The sequence below is a fragment of the Psychrobacter sp. TWR1-1-1 genome (genome assembly GCF_049895865.1).
Classification (GTDB): Bacteria; Pseudomonadota; Gammaproteobacteria; order Pseudomonadales; family Moraxellaceae; genus Psychrobacter; species Psychrobacter immobilis_A.
The window spans coordinates 136,538-154,581 of record NZ_JAFCTE010000003.1; the positions used below are offsets into that span (position 1 = coordinate 136,538).

Genomic DNA, 18,044 nt, shown 5'->3' on the forward strand with positions numbered 1-18,044 from the left:
AGGTCATCGGTTGGTACATTTATACATTTAATAGGCTTTAGCATGGATGGCAGCAAGAATGGTTTCTGGCGCCAAATCTTCCACACGCCAATAACTTAATTGCTGCTCAGCGACCATATCAGCTAAACGCTCACCCAACACCACATAAGAAAAGTCTGACAATTTATAGGGCAAAATAGCAGAGGTTTCTCTGGCTGTTTCTTGCTCTAATGCCTTTTCTGCTACAGCCCGAACGATGCTTTCCCAATGCTCAAAGGCTGTACCGCTACTGATCACAACGATTGGCTTTGGTTGCTGCGCTGCCAACGCATCTTGCATCATATTATGCGTTAAATTATCGGTTAAAAATTCTTTTAGCCACTGCTCATATTGAGCCATCGCCTCGACTGGCATTATGCGCTCATACCAAGCAATACTATCGATATGCACACCGCGTGCCAGCAACGTATCGACCAATAGTCGCCTACCACCCAATCCGCGCCACACGAGCAACTTGTCACCTGCTTGCAAATGCCCAATCTCAGGCATCGCTAGCATACCTTCGTTATTGGCAATGTGAGGCTGAAGTACTTGATAATTCGACGCCTCGATTTTGGCATTATTTAATACCGACGCAGTCGCTTCACCCACGGCAATCAAGTAGCTCGGCGCTTGCAGAGCATTAATTGCTATATCTTTTCGCTCACCGTCATTATCATCGTCATCGTCATGGTTTTGAGCTTGGCGCTCATCTTCGAGCGCTTGCCACACAGCCAGTCCTGAAGCGGCTGCCGTTGGGCTAACGATCACAAGCGCCTTATAATCGCCTGCTAGCCAATGCCGCATCAGCGTCATGTCTTGCTCAGTCGTTGGGCGCGGTTGTAACGTCAACATCGGTATCTCTACCACCGTCAGCCCTGCTGCTTGTAGATGATCCGTCAATGCAGCGGCACGCTCCGCTGGGCGAGTATTGATGACTACTTGCGTAAGTGATGACTCATTATTTGATTGACTGTTAGCAATAAGCTGGGCGTGATTTAATGTTGATGACATAGACGTACCATGACAAAAGACTGATAGAATTGGCTTAACGATAGCCCTAGCATCAATAATACTGGGGCTATGACTAAGATAATCAAAATACTGGCCTGTTATTCAGGATGATAAATCGCGGATAAGATATCACCCGCGCCATCGGCAAGCAGTATATTGGCAACATCAATACCAAGCTGATTAGCCTGTACTTCTTGCTCGGCTTGTGTGCCAATCAACGTGACGCGCTTCTCTGCTTTTAGCAGCTCGCTGCCATCCGCTTGACCGACGCGGCCACGTAGCCATAACACATTGCCGTTGTCGTTATTGCCATTGTCACCGTTATCATCATTGTTGCTGCTCGTTTCATCCGCCATTTGTAACACGGCATAAGCAGCAATGGGCACTTGGCAGCCACCCTCTAAGTGACGGTTTAGCGCGCGTTCAGCAATGAGGCGGATACGAGCTTTATCATCATTCAGTGGTGCCAGTAATTTTAGCACCTCATCATCACCTTCACGGCATTCAATCGCTAAGGCGCCCTGACCAACCGCAGGCAGGCAGGCATTGATATCAAGCTCGCCGCGTATGCGCTCATCCAGCTCGATACGCTGCAAACCACTGGTTGCTAAAATAATCGCATCATACTCGCCAGCATCTAGCTTGCCCAAACGTGTACCAACGTTACCGCGTAGGGTTTTGATTTGTAGGTCTGGGCGATAGGCTTTAAGCTGACACTGACGACGCAAACTTGACGTGCCAACGACTGCCCCTTGCGGCAACTCATCAATACTATTATAAGTATTGGACACAAAAGCATCAGTCGGTGAGGCGCGTTTGCAATAGACGCCCAGCATCAAGCCTTCAGGAAGCTGCATCGGTACGTCCTTTAATGAATGTACCGCGATGTCCGCTTGTTTGTCATATAGTGCTTGCTCAAGCTCTTTAACAAACAAACCTTTACCACCAATTTTAGCCAAAGGTGTGTCCAAAATCTTGTCACCCTTAGTGACAATTTTTAGCAAGTTAATCGTCAATTCAGGATACAAATCTAGTAGACGAGCACGGATATGCTCAGCTTGCCATAATGCTAAAGGGCTCTGACGCGTGGCGATATTCAAGGTAGTCAAAGCAGTTTGCTGCGGATTGCTCATAAAGGGCCTCAATAAATTCGATACTGTTCACATCAGTACTATGCATGTCAGTATTAAGCAATACTGCAAATTTTCCACAAAAAATGGGCGATATAAACCATATATAGTCAATGCTGACGCAAAAAAATACCCCTATTTAAGCATAAATAAGGGTTTGATGATATGGGATGATTATTTCACGGTTATTTTGCTGTTATTTCACAATGCAAACCGCAGTTTACATGCTTTGAATCTTGTCACGTAATGCAGGTAAGTGACGACGGCTAACCGCAAGTGTCTCATCAATGCCTTTAAAGCGTATTTGATATTGTCCTGCATCCAACGTTTCTAAAAAGTCCAAAAAGCTAAGGTTGATGATGGCATTACGGTGCACCCGAAACAGCCGATCCTCAAATTCTTGTTCAAGCTCTTTTAGCGTCTCATCAATCAGGACAATGCCATCTTTGTGACGGACTTTGACGTACTTTTGATCGGCGGTAAAATAATAGATATCTTTGAGTTTAATGAGCTCAACGCCTCGGTGGGTACGAGCAGCGATATGCTCACGTACTGGACGCGCTGTTGGGTCTTCGAGTTTACGAATCTCATTTAACTGCGCCGCGTTCAAATTTTTCGCTTTATCTAGTGCTTCTAGTAACTCATCTTTATTGGCAGGCTTTAATAAATAACCAATCGCATTGGCTTTTAGCGCGGCAATGGCATAATGATCATAAGCGGTGACAAATATAATGGCTGGCGGATGCTCAAGTTTGGCAAGCTCTTGCGCACAGCGCACCCCATCCATCTCAGGCATACGAATATCTAATAATATGATGTCTGGCTGCTGAGTTTTGACAGCGATAATGGCTTCTGCACCCGTGGTTGCTTGAGCAACGACTTGATGACCTGACTCCTGTACAATTCTAACCAAACGCTCACGTGCTAGTGGCTCATCATCACAAACTACGATACGCATGCAAACTCCAATCCCAGGATAAACTTAGTATTTTTTTCAATGGCCTTACCAACATATTAGCACTCATTACCAATCACTTAGCATAAAAACCTTTAATTATTTCATGAAACAATAACTGGCTATATTGACGTTGATAGCCTTGTGCGTTGAGTTTTATTGCGATGCATTTATCGATAGTAATTTTTATGGGGAATCATGGCTAAATATAAAGTAAAACAGCGCATTAGCTATAAAGATAGTGCAATAAGTATGCCATACCTATTTCTTGAGAAATAAAATACAAAATTAAGCCCAAACGAAACGGTCATAAACTAACATCTTGAAGGGGATAGTCGATGATGGTAATAATTCGACTACTGGTAACGCTACTTTTAATATCCGCACTTTGACCGAAATAAGCCCGTAAACGTTCCGCTTGAATATAAAAATTCATGTGCTGACGTAAATCATGGTTAATAATCATGGTTTTTTTCGGCAGCGCGACACCAATCGTAATCACAACCCGATGCTGCTGCCAAGTGACTCTAATATTGATATAAATGGTTTCAGTAGTCATCTCTACCACATTCAGCAGCATTTTTTCTAGCACGCTCTGTAAGGTCAAGGCGGTAATCACCATGTCATACATGACATCTTCGTCAGGCAATTGCCAACTCACTTCAAGCTTATCCGCTAAGCGGCTAGACTCAATCGCTAGATAGTGCTCACAAAGAGCAATTTCTTCTTCAAAGCTAATCTCTCGTGCCCCATTGAAACTGGCACGAAATAAGGCAGAAACGTGCTGTAATAAAGCGGAAGCTCTTGCTGGATTGGACTCTATCAGTGACACAAGGGTATTAATGGTATTAAAGAAGAAATGCGGAGCGATTCGTGCTTTGATCACATCGTTTTGTGCACTCAATTTCTGCTCAAACGATTGTTTGAGCGCATTCGTCTCACGATAACGGCGTAAAAAATACAGTAAGAACACCAAGGTAAAGCCACCACTAATCACCGCATCAAACAATATATTTAGAATAAAAGTTTGACGATCATATTCAAACCAACCAATGTTAATCATTATTAGCATGACTAAAATCATGGATATGGTAGATGCCACCATGAGTAAGGTAAGCACATACATGCTGGCTTTAGGTATGCTCATGCCCTTAAAAATGGGGCGCAAATAATCAATGATGTATAAGGAAGGAATAATACTCAAGGTGTTTTGCAGGACTCTGCTAAACAGCTGAATCAAAAAATCTGACCACGTGGCAATATCATAGCGATTTATTACCGTGACGAATAGTGACCAAAAAAAGATATAAATGAACCACTGCCAAGGCTTCATGACTTCCATGAGCTTGGGAATAAAAAACTCTAAGCGCTCCGCTAGTAAGGCAACCTCATCCTTTGCTATACTTGAGCTCTTATTCTGCTGACTTGTCTTGTACCGATATGAACGCCAATTCTTCAAAACCTAGTAGTCCCGAATCAAATGTAAACCCATCTGTCTCTGATTCTAGCACAGATGCTCCGATAACAAATAACGCTGCACAAAACAACCCTGTAAGCAGTCCTTCAAACAGCCAAGGCCAGCAGATGTGGGGCGGACGCTTCAGTGAAGCGACGGACAGCTTTGTCGCTGCCTTCACCGCCTCTGTTGGCTTTGACCAACGCTTTGCGCGTCACGATATTCAAGGCTCAATCGCCCACGCGACCATGCTTAAAGAATGTGACATTTTGACCGCTGACGAAGTAGCCACCATTATTGATGGTCTGCATCAGGTACTGCGCGAGATTGAGGCTGGCGAGTTTAACTGGTCAATCGCGCTAGAAGACGTGCATATGAATGTTGAGTCGCGCTTGACTGACATCATCGGCGCTGTTGGTAAAAAACTGCATACGGGTCGTAGCCGTAACGATCAGGTTGCCACCGATATTCGTCTTTGGCTACGCGAAGAGACTGATAATATCATTGCCTTATTAGTACGCTTGCAAAGTGGTTTGCTTGATTTGGCTGAGCAGCATACTGACACTATTATGCCCGGCTTTACGCATTTACAAACGGCGCAGCCTGTGAGCTTTGGTCATCACGTCATGGCGTGGTTTGAGATGTTATACCGCGATACCGAACGTCTGGTCGATGCGCGCCGCCGTATCAATCAGATGCCACTTGGTAGCGCTGCGCTTGCTGGCACGACATTCCCAATCGATCGTACCATTACTGCTGAGCTGTTAGGTTTCGAAGGTATTTGCCAAAACTCGCTTGATGCCGTCTCAGATCGTGACTTTGCGATTGAATTTACCTCTGCCGCGTCTATCCTTATGATGCATATGTCACGGATGAGCGAAGAGATTATCCTATGGATGTCAGCGCAGTTTAACTTTGTGCAAATCCCTGATCGCTTTTGTACTGGCTCCTCTATCATGCCGCAAAAGAAAAATCCTGATGTGCCAGAGTTGGTCCGCGGTAAAGCAGCACGTGTCTTTGGGCAGTTAATGACACTTTTAAGTCTAATGAAGAGTCAGCCACTGGCTTATAACAAAGACAACCAAGAAGACAAAGAGCCGTTGTTTGATTGCGTCGACACCCTTACCGGCTGTTTATTGGCTTTTGCTGATATGCTACCGAATATCACCCCAAATAAAGAAAACATGCGCGCTGCCACAATGAAAGGCTATGCAACAGCGACGGATTTGGCCGATTATTTGGTACGTCGTGGTGTGGCTTTCCGTGATGCTCATGAAGTGGTCGGTAACGCTGTCGCCTTAGGTATCAAAGAAGGTGTTGATTTGAGTGACTTATCACTGGCGCAGCTACAGCAATTTAGCGATGCTATCGGTGATGATGTATTTGACTATCTAACGTTAGAAGGCTCACTAGCAGCCCGTGACCACTTAGGTGGTACAGCGCCAAATCAAGTTAAGCAAGCCGTTGCTCGCGGTCGCAGTCGTTTAGAAGTGTTTGCGTAAAAGCGCATTGTTGACCTGACAGCTTCTACTATCAAAAACACCCGCCCCTGCTGCGGGTGTTTTTGATACCATGATGAGGTAAAGTAAATTCAGCTAATAATATTTAAGTCACTTATGCTGAATAGGTGCTAACTAATACCATTCACAGAAATTAGAGTAGCAAGGAAAACGAATGAAAGTACTACGCCTTGTAGACTAAGCGAGTTTGACACAGCTAATCTTACTTTTTGGGTTTGGTATAACTATTCTCATGAGTGATTCAATAACATATTTTTATAATAACTAAACCCTAATAAGGAGTGCCTTATGACTGAGACTTTTAATCCGCAAGCCAATACGGTATTTTGCCGTAAGTATCAGCAAGAATTGCCAAAAATGCCGCACCCGCCTTTTCCTAATAAAAAAGGTCAGGAGCTACAAGAAACGGTATCTGACAAAGCGTGGAAAGAATGGCTTGAACAGCAAACGATGCTGATTAATGAAAACCATCTAAGCATGTTAGATCCTGCTGCCAAAAAATTCCTCACCGAACAACGTGATAAATTTTTAGATAATGAAGATTATGAGCGTGCACAAGGTTGGACGCCGGAGAGCTAATTGTTTTTATTATTGCCACAATATAAAAAACGCGCTATTTAATATAGCGCGTTTTTTTGGATGTAAAACTTACGATGAACTATTTTTTCAGCCCTCATCACCGTTTGAGTCTACAAAATCCGTGGCTGACTTGACGGCAGGTTTAGTGGCAGACAGGGTGCTGACTTGGCGCGCCGCCATACGGTCATTGGCTTCTTGCACGGCTTTTTCGACCAGCGCATAGTCGGAATGACGCACATCTTGCCCACTAATATAGTTAATCACCAGTTCTGCAATATTTTGTGCATGATCGCCTACTCGCTCAAGCGCGCGCAATACCCACATAATATTGATGACTTTTGAAACGTGCCGTGAATCTTCCATAATATAGGTCATTAAAGCACGGATGGCGGACTGATACTCATCATTGACCATGCTATCGTTACGCATGACCTCAAACGCTTGCTCAGCATTTGATTGGCTAAATGCCTCTAGTGCATTGTGTAGCATGAGACGCACTTGATTGCTTAGGTGTTGAACTTCTGCATAGCCATACGACAGTTTACCTTGTGCCGCAATTTTTTTGGCCATTTGAGCAATTTTGACGGCTTCATCACCGATGCGTTCTAGATCAACCACGCCTTTACTGATGGACATGACCAAGCGTAAATCGCTGGCGGCGGGCTGGCGTTTGGCGACTAGTAGCAAGATATGCTCATCCAACTCGACTTCCATTCGATTGATATCAAAGTCCATATCAATCACCTCTTGCGCCAGTGTCTCATTTTTATCGATAAGCGCATGGATCGCTTTCGCCACTTGGTTGGCCGCGCTATCACCCATGTATAGAAATAGACGGATAGCTTCATCAAGGTCTTGGTCAAAACTTTTGGAGATATGCTTATCGCTTTGCATAAGAGGTATTCCCTAAAATCCATATTTTGGTAGCGCGGTGTGGCTGTTGAGTCGAACAGATTGGCTCACGATATCTTATTGAACGTATCGAGCACGTCGTCCTTGCTCAGACCGCGATGTTAGCCATAACGACCCGTAATATAATCTTCCGTCGCGGTTTGGGCAGGCTTGGTAAATATCTGGTCGGTCTCGCCCATCTCAATCATATCGCCTAAGTACATATAGACGGTGTAATCTGACACCCGTGCGGCCTGTTGCATGTTATGCGTAACGATGGCAATGGTGTAATCCTGTTTTAAGTCTTCAATCAAATCTTCGATCGCACCTGTCGAGATAGGATCTAACGCTGACGTTGGCTCATCAAGCAATAACACTTCAGGCTTGGTCGCGACGCTACGTGCGATACACAAGCGTTGCTGCTGACCACCTGATAACGAAAGCCCTGACGCTTTTAGCTTGTCTTTCACTTCTGGCCATAATGCGGATTTTTTGAGTGCCCACTCTACTCGATTGTCCAGCTCAGCCTTGCTCAACTTTTCATAAAGGCGTACCCCAAAGGCGACATTGTCATAGATTGACATCGGGAATGGGGTTGGTTTCTGAAAGACCATGCCAACTTGGGCGCGCAGCAAATTGACATCGACGTCTTTGCCCAAGATATTGTTGCCATCAAGATTAATATTGCCTTCTGCCCGCATCCCTGGATATAAGTCATACATCCGATTAAAGGTACGCAACAGCGTCGATTTGCCGCAACCTGAAGGACCAATGAAAGCAGTGACTTTTTTATCAGGAATATCGATATTAATATTTTTTAGCGCCTGAAAGTCACCATAATAAAAATTCAGATCCCGAATTTGCATTTTTGCTGTAGGCATGTTTTTGGGAATATCATGAAGCGTTTGTTTGGTTAGGCTGGCAATATCTGGCTGCTCCATTTGTGCTGCCGTCGACATCGGTCTGTTTAATAAACTGTCTGTTGTTGGATTAAATTTATCTGCCGCATTGAATTTATCGACAGGCTTTTTTGTACGGATTTTGCTCATGACGTCATTCATAATGTGTTCCAACCCAGCTCAATGAATATAAATGGAAGTAAATGCTCGAGGTAATCTAGGACAAGCCTTAATTTACCATCAGCCTTTATTTAGCCTGACCTCTACTACCGATGAATCTCGCCAAAATATTTAATACCAAGACAGAGGTCGTGATTAGCAACGCTGCCGCCCACGCTAAGGTATGCCAGTTATCATAAGGACTCATCGCAAACTGGTAGATGGTATTGGGCAAGTTGGCAATAGGCTGACCCATATCGGTACTGAAATACTGGTTGTTAAGCGCCGTAAATAGCAACGGTGCTGTCTCACCGGTGATTCGAGCAAATGCCAGTAACACCCCAGTGGTCAGTCCTGCTCTAGCTGCCTTAATCGTTACTTGAGTCACCATTTTCCACTTGGGTGTGCCAAGTGCGTAAGCCGCTTCACGAATGCTATTAGGAACCAGATTGAGCATATTCTCAGTGGTACGTACGACCACAGGAATAACGATTAATGCTAATGCTAACGCGCCTGCCCAACCAGAGAAACTTTGACCTTTTACCATCAATGCATAAATAAAGAGACCAATTACAATCGAGGGTGCCGATAACAAAATATCATTTAAGAAACGCGTTACCTTGCCAAGCATACTGCCCTGAGCGAACTCGGATAAATAAATACCGGTCATAAGACCAATAGGCGCACCGATAAACAATCCTGAAAACGCGAGCATTACTGAACCGACAATGGCGTTACGCAGCCCGCCCGCACTCATCGGTGGCGGTGTGTCAGCAGTAAAAATAGGCAGCTGCACAATACCTTGAAAGCCTTCCACGAAAAGCGTCAACAAAATCCAAAACAACCAAAATAGTCCAAAAACCATCGCCGACATGGCAAAGCCTAAACCTAACTTGTTGGTCAAACGGCGCTTGTTATAAAGGCTTTGATTGTAGCGGCTAGCACTGTTTGGCTGAGTCGGTAGTGGTGCATTGATCGCATTGTTAGCAGCCATACTATTTATTTCCCATATCTTTTATCAATATCTATCAATGTTTATTGATGTCCAATAAATCCGTAAAAGACCTATCGAGATTGCCAAACGACTACCGATTGCCTGCCTTGTGATCCATGCGCATGAGCATGAGTTTTGCTAGAGATAGCACAATGAAGGTGATGACAAATAAGATTAAGCCTAAATGTAATAAGGAAGCCAAATGTAGCTCACTCGACGCTTCGGCAAACTCGTTGGCTAAAGCTGAGGTAATGGTGACACCAGAGGTAAATAAACTCGGACTGATGTTAAAGGCATTACCAATCAAGAAAGTCACTGCCATCGTCTCACCCAATGCCCGACCCAGTCCTAAGATCACGCCACCAACCACGCCAGCTTTGGTATACGGCAAAATGATCTTGAACATAACTTCCCACGTCGTCGCACCCATGCCATAGGCCGACTCTTTGAGCAGGTCTGGCACGACCGAAAAAACATCGCGCATGGTAGCGGCGATAAATGGAATAATCATGATGGCCAGTACAAGGGATGCCGTAAACATGCCCAATCCCATTGGCGCGCCCGTAAACAACTTGCCGATGATAGGTAGTGGGCCAATGTGCTCAATGAACCATGGCTGAATGTGATCACCGAAGAAAGGCGCAAAGACAAACAAACCCCACATACCGTAAATGATAGAAGGGATACCCGCTAATAACTCAATGGCAATACCAAGTGGTTTTTTGAGGAAGGTTGGGCACATCTCGGTCAAAAATATGGCAATGCCAAAACTGATTGGTACTGCAATCAAAATCGCGATAAAGGATGTCACCAACGTACCATAGATAGGTGCTAGCGCCCCGTACTCATTGGCGACCGTATCCCAATTATTACTGGTATAAAATCCAAGACCAAATGTTTGAATGCTCGGCCATGCTCCGATGATCAAGGAGACTAAAATGCCGCCCAACGATAAGAGTACTAATATGGCAAAAGCCTTGGTGGCATTCACAAACAATAAGTCATAGCGCTTTTGTTTAGCCAGTTGGGACCTTAAATCATTCATAAGTGTCTCAGCATTAAATAGAATCAAGTCAAAATAGTAGAAGCATTCATTCGGTTTTATCACAACAAACTTGTCATCAAATTTGCTGTGATAAAACCTCTCAAATAACTACCGGAGAATAGTTATTCGAGAGGATAACTCGAAAGGGACTAGTAAGGCACTGACAAGGTATTAAAGAATATTTAGCAGAAACAGGTTACTGAGCAGGCTTATAAACAGGCTGTCCATCACTGCCTTTTACCTCGTTCCATTTTTCCTTGAATAAGGCCACTGCCGTATCAGAAAATGGGACATAGTCTAGCGCCATGGCGCTGTCATCACCTTGGCTATAAGCCCAATCAAAGAAGTTCAACACGCCAGCTACTTGCTGAGGATTCTCTGGTTGCTTATGTACCAAGATAAAGGTCGCAGCAGCGATCGGCCATGCTTGCTCAGTCTCAGAGTTGGTGATGACTTTATAAAAGCCTGCTTGCTGTGACCAGTCGATATCACCTGCCGCAGCAAATGTCTCAGCAGATGGCTGAACGACGTTGCCAGCAGCGTTTTTCAATGCAGTATGTGACATGTTGTTTTGCTTAGCGTAAGCATATTCCACATAACCGATAGAGTTTTTCATACGATTTACATAGCTTGATACGCCTTCGTTACCTTTACCGCCAGCACCAGTCGCAGACGTTGGCCATTTGACTGTTTTATCAACACCAACTGTGTCTTTCCAGTCTGGCGAGACTTTGGCTAGATAATCCGTAAAGTTAAACGTTGTGCCAGAACCATCTGAGCGGAATACCGTCGTAATAGCGGCATCAGGCAAAGTCAAATCTGGGTTCATGGCTTTAATGGCTGGGTCGTTCCAGTTACTAATCTTACCCAAATAGATGTCTGCCAACATTGCACCGTCTAATTTCAACGCGCCCGGCTCAACACCATCGATGTTGACGATTGGCACGACGCCACCGATAACCGTCGGAAACTGAATCAAGCCTGCTGCGTCTAGCTCTTCAGGCGTCATCGGCGCGTCAGATGCCCCAAAATCGACTGTTTTTGATTCGATTTGTTTGATACCACCAGAAGAGCCAATCGACTGGTAATTGACTTGACCACCGGTAGCAGCGTTATAGTCGTAAGACCATTTGGCATAGATAGGCTGCGGAAACGATGCCCCTGCACCCGTGATATTCATGGCGATATTCTCAGCAGATTTAAAACCTGTTGTAGAAGCAGACGTTGTCTGAGTGGTTGCTTCAGTGGTGGTGACAGCGCTACTGCTATCCGCAGCTGGCTCTGTCGTTTCAGTCGATTTATTACATGCCGTAAGCACTAATGTACAACTAACGGCCACTGCTAATAACGAATAACGCATGTAGGACTCCTAAAGTTTAACAACGATACAAAAAAGCATTGTTTGTGACATGCGTGCTATCTTGCCAAATCTTTATGACAGTTTAATGACAACCTCTGCAATCTTTCATTCGCTTTACATAATATTTAGATAAGCTATCTACAGCTCAGTAACATCAAGTGATTTCAATCACTAGTACTCTAGAGTCGTTCTCATAAAAACATCGAACCTCAAACTCAACGCCTGATATTTTCATCTAAATATCATTAGCCCTCATTGCAGAACTTTGTTAGTATTGAGGTGATTTACAACACTGACAGACTCGGGGTGCGGTGTATTATGGACTTACTTTATAAGCTTGCTTTATTAAAATAGTCGCCTTTATACATTCGCTGAGAGATCACCCGCCGAACCTGATGCGGTTAGTACCGACGCAGGGAAGTCTTAAGCACTTTGTTATTTATGACAAAGGACGCGTAGAAATACCTTTTTATCATCATTACTGTCTTAATATGCGTTTTGCATGTCCAGATAGTGAGGATCGATACAAAGCTGCGTCCAATATTTGATGAGTATTATCTGCGACGATACGCTTTGGTCGCACCTGTATACTCATGAGATAAACTTGTCTAGATTACAGATGCTACCCCCGCAGCTACTGGCGGTGTTGCTTTTATTCAAAAACCAACACGCTAGGACAGCATATGACAACTTTATTAGCCACTTCTCCTTCTCAAAAACCTTCTAAGACAGACGCGTTAAAGACCCCTGCTCACCGCAGTACCAATGATGCGCGCTTTGAAGAAGACGCGCGCGACTTACATCGTATTTTACCTGCTTCTCGTAAAGTTTATATCGAAGGCTCTAGATCCGATATTCAAGTACCCATGCGTGAAATCACCCTTGATCCTACCCCTGTGCAAGGCGTTTCTGAGAACGAATGGGAACAGAACCCACCCTTTTATGTGTATGACACCTCTGGCGTTTATACCGATCCCAACGTTGAGATTGATTTGACGAAAGGCTTACCAAAGCTGCGTGAAGGTTGGATTGCTGAGCGCGGTGATACCGAGCAATTAAGCGGACTGTCTAGCTCTTACGGAATGGCACGCGCCCGCGATATCAGCACTGCCAATCTACGATTTGCTCATATCGACAAACCTCGCCGCGCCAAAGATGTCGATGGCAAAGCTGGCAACGTCACGCAGATGTACTATGCACGCCGCGGCATCATCACCCCAGAAATGGAATATATCGCCATTCGCGAAACGCAAAAGCAGCATGAGCTGACCGATATGCGTCAGCACGATGGTGAGAACTTTGGCGCCAATACGCCCACTGTTATTACCCCTGAGTTTGTGCGGAGTGAAGTGGCTGCAGGTCGCGCCATTATCCCAAATAACATCAATCACCCTGAATCTGAACCGATGATTATCGGGCGTAATTTTTTGGTGAAAATTAATGCCAATATTGGTAACTCAGCGCTAGGTTCTTCTATTGATGAAGAGGTCTCAAAAATGACGTGGGCCACGCGTTGGGGCGCGGATAATATTATGGATTTATCCACGGGTAATCACATTCATGAAACCCGAGAATGGTTAATCCGTAACTCTCCAGTGCCTATTGGTACAGTACCCATTTATCAAGCGCTAGAAAAAGTCGATGGCGTGGCAGAAGATTTAACGTGGGAAATCTTTCGTGATACGCTGATTGAGCAAGCTGAACAAGGCGTCGATTACTTCACCATTCACGCTGGTGTACTTTTGCGCTATGTGCCGCTAACTGCTGGACGCTTGACCGGTATCGTCTCGCGTGGCGGCTCCATCATGGCTCAGTGGTGCATGTTTCATAATAAAGAGAGCTTTTTATATACCCATTTTGAAGATATCTGCGAGATTATGAAGCAGTATGATGTGGCATTTAGTTTAGGCGATGGCTTGCGTCCGGGTTGCTTGCAAGATGCCAATGACGAGGCACAATTTGGTGAGCTGCGTACCCTTGGCGAGCTGACCCAAGTGGCATGGAAGCATGACGTACAGGTCATGATTGAAGGTCCCGGTCACGTAGCAATGAACCGTATTAAAGAAAATATGGACTTGCAATTAGAGGTTTGTGCCGACGCGCCTTTTTATACTTTAGGACCCTTAACCACCGATATCGCACCCGGTTACGACCATATTACCAGTGCGATTGGTGCGGCGATGATTGGCTGGTTTGGTACTGCTATGCTCTGCTATGTGACGCCAAAAGAGCATTTAGGTCTGCCTAATAAAAAAGATGTTAAAGACGGTATCATCACCTATAAAATCGCTGCTCATGCCGCCGACCTTGCCAAAGGACATCCGGGCGCACAAGCTCGCGATAATGCGTTATCTAAAGCCCGTTTTGAATTCCGCTGGGACGATCAGTTCAATCTGGCGCTCGACCCAGATACCGCCCGTGAGTTCCATGATGAAACCTTGCCTAAAGACGCGCATAAGACGGCGCACTTTTGCTCGATGTGTGGACCTAAGTTTTGCTCAATGAAAATCACTCAAAACGTGCGGGATTATGCGGCAGGGCTAGATAAAGATGCCGCTAATAAAAAATCAACTCCGAAATCGGATGATTCAACCAATGTAGGTCATGTTATTAAAGAGGTGTAGTGCTTTACTTACTGAAAACTGGCTAACTTAAAAAGCTTGAATCCATTCACTGGGTTCAAGCTTTTTTTGTACCTACTTGTGAGGGTTGTAAAAAAACCCGTTTCAAATAAGAATCGCATAACTTCATAATGATTAAATAAACAAGCAAAGTCAGTGGATAGCCAAAGATAATAATAAAAATAGTATAACCATGATACCTGCTGGCATGCTCGCCCAGTAACCAATCTATAAGACAAATCTTATAGAAAACTATCATCAATACGATAAATGGAACTATCAGAATCCCTAACCATGTGACCATCCATGCTCTTTTAAGGCTTTTCTTCCGGCTCCAATACATAAGTCCATAGTGAGCACCCCCTAACAAACATATTAAAAACAACAGAAGTATTAATGAGTCTAAGTTAATTAACCACTTTGCTAGAGGTATTGGTTGTGGTTGATAAGATATTTCAAGAACATCTTGAGGCAGATGATCAAAAAACCACTTAGAATCTGCTTTTATCATCCCACTTAAAGGTTCGCCAAGATTAGTCTTCAAGTATTGCGACTCATCAGCAATCTTTAGATTAACGGTCAGGTCACCAAAGCTTTTCCAAGTTTTGGCAGGTTTTAATGAATAGCTATAGATATATTGATTGGTCCAATCACTACGGTTTATTGTAGGATAGGCAGCATATTTAACATTAATGACATGATTGCCTTCGCTTAAGTTTATCTCAAAGTATTTAGCGTCATTATTGAACTGTACAGCCGTATCCGTTTCTGGATCATGATAAGCAGGCAATGATTTTGACTGACTTTCATAATCATAATTGATAAGTACTGGTACCGCTTGCCCATCGACTTCGACTATAAAGCTTTTGTCTGTATCATTACCTATATTATCGAACACCTCAAAAACCAAAGGTATTCGATCGCTTGCTTTAGCGCTATAAATTTCGTAAGTGATATCATAGTCAGCTTGATTAAAACCTTCAGCAATATTGATATCTATGTTTTCAGACAATATATCGATATCTTTGCTTGAATATGCCGTACTGGCATTAGTACCGTCGATAATGGGAGACGCCATATTGGCATAGCTAAACATGCTAGTACTTAATAAAAGCAATCCTAAAATAATCCTACGCATTAATATTCTCTCAAATGGCTCATCAGCTAGCTGTTCGCGAATCACAAAGCTATTTACAGCCTTCAACTATAATTACTTTACTGTTTTAGTAACCGTCTGTTTAACCATCATAAAAGCCACAAAACTAACGACCAGATAAACGGGTGTCAATACTATATAGCCTAATGGTAAAACCCAAATAAAGAACAAATCGCGACTCTCTCCTGTTGCACCTTTACCAATAACTATATCCGTTGCTAGTAGATATATATAGTAGATTATCAGGCTAAGCAGAGGCACTAGAAAACCACCCGCGAGCATGACTGTCCAAAGGGTTTCGGGCTGGGCTTGCTGTCTACGTTTCATCATACGTAAATGCAGTCCACCCAATACAAATAGCGCGAAACTTATAGTTATGAATGGCGAAACAGCCGTCAAAACTTTTGCCACAGGATTCAGAGGTGCTTGAATAGTAAAATCAATCTCTTTTGTTAGATTATCTTTGAAATGCCATTGGTTATTAGAAGGTAAAGTATTCTTCGTGCCATCGATACCCATACTGATATAGTCTGAACTACCATTGAAATTTAGCTTAATAAATGACCCTTTAAACTGCTTATCATCACTGACGCTCTCCTTCATCGGCACTAACGAATAAGAGTAAGTGCTTATCCCAGTCCAATCACTGCCATAATAATGCGGCTGGACGTCATAAGTAGCTGTAATAGTATGCAACCCTGACGACAAATTCAGGTTGATATACTTTGAATCTGCTCTGAATTGCTCTAAACCAGTATTGGCTGGCATATAGAAGTCAGATGTCTCAAGCCCGTTATTATCTTCAGTAACCGTTACGACGGGCACTGATTGACCATCGACAGTAATTTCGAACTCATTACTTTGTCCAAATTCATCGAATACTTCAAAAACCAATGGGAATTGCAGCCCTTCACGATTGTTATACAGCTTATAGCTCACTGTATAACCAGCATTATTAGCATCATCTGTAATATCGATATTAACTGTCTCTGATATAACATCGATGGCATTATTAAAATAAGCAGCGCTTGCCCAAGTACCTGAATAGCCTACAGGCTCCATAGACTGACTAGAAACACTCCAACTTAATAAAAACACTCCTAAAGTAATAAAGCGAAACACAACCTCTCCAGAAACCATGAAAACAAACACAAGTTTAATAAATATCTACTGTGAATGCCATTAAAAAAATCCCAGCAAACCTAAAGTCAGCTGGGATTCAAAATCAATTATAAAGGTTGAAGGCTTTAAACCTTCGACGCCTCATAAATCTCTTCGATAGACGTGTTGATAGTATTAGCAAACTCATCATCACTTTGCTGCTTACTCAGCCCTTCAGTAAAGGCACGTGAGAAACTGGCAATCATACCGGGGTTTTGCTTAAGCTTGGCACAAGCATCGCCACGGCTGTAGCCGCCCGATAACGCCACAACTTTTAGCACTTTTGGATGATCGATTAGCTCTTGGTAAAAACCCGCTTCTTCTGGCAAAGTCAGCTTTAGCATCACTTGCTGGTCGTCAGTCAAACGATCCAGATTGTGCAAAATGCTGGTCTTGAGTATGACTTCACATTCATGTTTTTTGCTACTGTCGATATCGACTTCAGGCTCTACGATTGGCATCAGACCTTTTGAGAGTATCTGTTTTGCTACATCGAATTGCTGTTGCACGACCAGCTCAATGCCATCGACATTCGGCTCATAAATTACTGAGCGCATTTTGGTACCAAATACTGGATAGTTTTTGGCTTTATCGAGTAGCAAATCTAAGTTTGGCATCGGACGCATCACTTGGACGCCATTCATTTGCTCAGCCAAACCCTTATCCACTTTTAAAAATGGCACAATATTTTTATCTTCCCATAGATAATTGGCCGTCGGTTTGCCATTGACATCACGTTCCATAGTATCTTCGAACAAAATCGCTCCAAGCACACGCTCATTATCAAAAGCCTCACAAGTCATGATACGCGCGCGCATCTCATGCACTTGGTCGAACATGGCTTCATCGTTGTCATAATCATCGCCTGTGACACCATAATTCTCTAACGCTTTTGGTGTACTGCCGCCACTTTGATCCAGTGCCGCAATGAACCCTGAACCATTTTTGATACGTTGTAGTTGTTTGTTATATTGGTTTTGATATTCCATTGAGAGTGCGTCCTATTGTTATTTGTTAAGGTCAAGTGTCACAAAGTAAATCGCTTTTTATTGGCTTATATCAGCCTTACTGTTTGTAGACAACCTT

Annotated in this window: 15 protein-coding genes and 1 riboswitch; of the genes, 3 read left to right on the top strand and 12 right to left on the bottom strand. The window is 43.7% G+C overall.

All coding sequences use genetic code 11. The features are described from left to right. Positions 1-27: 27 nt before the first annotated feature. From ACP69U_RS04340 to ACP69U_RS04355, 4 genes are all read right to left on the bottom strand, one after another. On the bottom strand, positions 28-1,032 hold the full coding sequence (locus tag ACP69U_RS04340; protein ID WP_426137922.1) for a uroporphyrinogen-III synthase: 1,005 nt from the start codon (positions 1,030-1,032) through the stop codon (positions 28-30). Positions 1,033-1,130: 98 nt separating this feature from the next. Continuing rightward, positions 1,131-2,165, bottom strand: coding sequence for a hydroxymethylbilane synthase (hemC, locus tag ACP69U_RS04345; protein WP_055123673.1), 1,035 nt, complete (start codon positions 2,163-2,165; stop codon positions 1,131-1,133). Between the two features lie 217 nt (positions 2,166-2,382). Continuing rightward, positions 2,383-3,120, bottom strand: coding sequence for a LytR/AlgR family response regulator transcription factor (locus tag ACP69U_RS04350; RefSeq protein WP_045443089.1), 738 nt, complete (start codon positions 3,118-3,120; stop codon positions 2,383-2,385). A gap of 304 nt (positions 3,121-3,424) precedes the next feature. Beyond that, positions 3,425-4,576, bottom strand: a complete 1,152-nt coding sequence (locus ACP69U_RS04355) for a sensor histidine kinase (protein ID WP_426137923.1) — start codon at positions 4,574-4,576, stop codon at positions 3,425-3,427. 125 nt (positions 4,577-4,701) lie between these two features. Here ACP69U_RS04355 and argH point away from each other — a divergent pair, with 125 nt between their 5' ends. Both argH and ACP69U_RS04365 read left to right on the top strand, forming a co-directional pair. Continuing rightward, complete coding sequence (argH, locus tag ACP69U_RS04360) at positions 4,702-6,075, top strand: argininosuccinate lyase (RefSeq protein WP_201560448.1); 1,374 nt, start codon at positions 4,702-4,704, stop codon at positions 6,073-6,075. A gap of 306 nt (positions 6,076-6,381) precedes the next feature. Next, a complete protein-coding gene (locus tag ACP69U_RS04365; RefSeq protein WP_045443086.1) occupies positions 6,382-6,672 on the top strand; it encodes an oxidative damage protection protein in 291 nt (96 codons plus the stop codon). 87 nt (positions 6,673-6,759) lie between these two features. On the opposite strand, the gene phoU is transcribed toward ACP69U_RS04365, so the two are convergent. The 5 genes from phoU to pstS all read right to left on the bottom strand — a co-directional run bounded on the left by phoU (position 6,760) and on the right by pstS (position 12,020). Then, a complete protein-coding gene (gene phoU, locus ACP69U_RS04370) occupies positions 6,760-7,566 on the bottom strand; it encodes a phosphate signaling complex protein PhoU (protein WP_055123676.1) in 807 nt (268 codons plus the stop codon). Positions 7,567-7,685: 119 nt separating this feature from the next. Next, positions 7,686-8,612 carry a phosphate ABC transporter ATP-binding protein PstB gene (gene pstB / locus ACP69U_RS04375; RefSeq protein WP_426138019.1) on the bottom strand — a complete coding sequence of 309 codons (927 nt, stop codon included), beginning with the start codon at positions 8,610-8,612 and terminating at the stop codon, positions 7,686-7,688. A 97-nt stretch (positions 8,613-8,709) separates the two neighbouring features. Beyond that, a complete protein-coding gene (gene pstA, locus ACP69U_RS04380; RefSeq protein WP_109590613.1) occupies positions 8,710-9,615 on the bottom strand; it encodes a phosphate ABC transporter permease PstA in 906 nt (301 codons plus the stop codon). Between the two features lie 91 nt (positions 9,616-9,706). Further along, positions 9,707-10,660 (bottom strand): phosphate ABC transporter permease subunit PstC, encoded by a 954-nt coding sequence (gene pstC, locus ACP69U_RS04385; protein WP_055123678.1) that lies wholly within the window; start codon positions 10,658-10,660, stop codon positions 9,707-9,709. A gap of 196 nt (positions 10,661-10,856) precedes the next feature. After that, a complete protein-coding gene (gene pstS / locus ACP69U_RS04390) occupies positions 10,857-12,020 on the bottom strand; it encodes a phosphate ABC transporter substrate-binding protein PstS (RefSeq protein ID WP_426137924.1) in 1,164 nt (387 codons plus the stop codon). Positions 12,021-12,312: 292 nt separating this feature from the next. Beyond that, positions 12,313-12,456, top strand: a riboswitch (TPP riboswitch). Between the two features lie 247 nt (positions 12,457-12,703). Here pstS and thiC point away from each other — a divergent pair. Continuing rightward, the gene (thiC, locus tag ACP69U_RS04395) at positions 12,704-14,644 is read left to right on the top strand and encodes a phosphomethylpyrimidine synthase ThiC (RefSeq protein ID WP_426137925.1); all 1,941 of its coding nucleotides are present in this window, start codon (positions 12,704-12,706) and stop codon (positions 14,642-14,644) included. A 55-nt stretch (positions 14,645-14,699) separates the two neighbouring features. Here the strand turns inward: thiC and ACP69U_RS04400 are convergent, their stop codons facing one another. From ACP69U_RS04400 to ACP69U_RS04410, 3 genes are all read right to left on the bottom strand, one after another. Further along, the gene (locus ACP69U_RS04400) at positions 14,700-15,845 is read right to left on the bottom strand and encodes a hypothetical protein (RefSeq protein ID WP_426137926.1); all 1,146 of its coding nucleotides are present in this window, start codon (positions 15,843-15,845) and stop codon (positions 14,700-14,702) included. A 6-nt stretch (positions 15,846-15,851) separates the two neighbouring features. Then, positions 15,852-16,919: a hypothetical protein gene (locus ACP69U_RS04405; protein WP_426137927.1), complete on the bottom strand. Its 1,068-nt coding sequence runs from the start codon at positions 16,917-16,919 to the stop codon at positions 15,852-15,854. Positions 16,920-17,044: 125 nt separating this feature from the next. Continuing rightward, positions 17,045-17,947, bottom strand: coding sequence for a fructose bisphosphate aldolase (locus ACP69U_RS04410; RefSeq protein WP_426137928.1), 903 nt, complete (start codon positions 17,945-17,947; stop codon positions 17,045-17,047). Positions 17,948-18,044 lie beyond the last annotated feature (97 nt).

Coding starts and splice junctions, on each gene's coding strand:
- pstS (WP_426137924.1), bottom strand. CDS start 12,020: ATGCGTTATTCGTTATTAGCAGTGGCCGTTAGTTGTACATTAGTGCTT.
- ACP69U_RS04365 (WP_045443086.1), top strand. CDS start 6,382: ATGACTGAGACTTTTAATCCGCAAGCCAATACGGTATTTTGCCGTAAG.
- ACP69U_RS04340 (WP_426137922.1), bottom strand. CDS start 1,032: ATGTCATCAACATTAAATCACGCCCAGCTTATTGCTAACAGTCAATCA.
- argH (WP_201560448.1), top strand. CDS start 4,702: ATGTGGGGCGGACGCTTCAGTGAAGCGACGGACAGCTTTGTCGCTGCC.
- thiC (WP_426137925.1), top strand. CDS start 12,704: ATGACAACTTTATTAGCCACTTCTCCTTCTCAAAAACCTTCTAAGACA.
- pstA (WP_109590613.1), bottom strand. CDS start 9,615: ATGGCTGCTAACAATGCGATCAATGCACCACTACCGACTCAGCCAAAC.
- ACP69U_RS04350 (WP_045443089.1), bottom strand. CDS start 3,120: ATGCGTATCGTAGTTTGTGATGATGAGCCACTAGCACGTGAGCGTTTG.
- phoU (WP_055123676.1), bottom strand. CDS start 7,566: ATGCAAAGCGATAAGCATATCTCCAAAAGTTTTGACCAAGACCTTGAT.
- pstB (WP_426138019.1), bottom strand. CDS start 8,612: ATGAGCAAAATCCGTACAAAAAAGCCTGTCGATAAATTCAATGCGGCA.
- pstC (WP_055123678.1), bottom strand. CDS start 10,660: ATGAATGATTTAAGGTCCCAACTGGCTAAACAAAAGCGCTATGACTTA.
- hemC (WP_055123673.1), bottom strand. CDS start 2,165: ATGAGCAATCCGCAGCAAACTGCTTTGACTACCTTGAATATCGCCACG.
- ACP69U_RS04410 (WP_426137928.1), bottom strand. CDS start 17,947: ATGGAATATCAAAACCAATATAACAAACAACTACAACGTATCAAAAAT.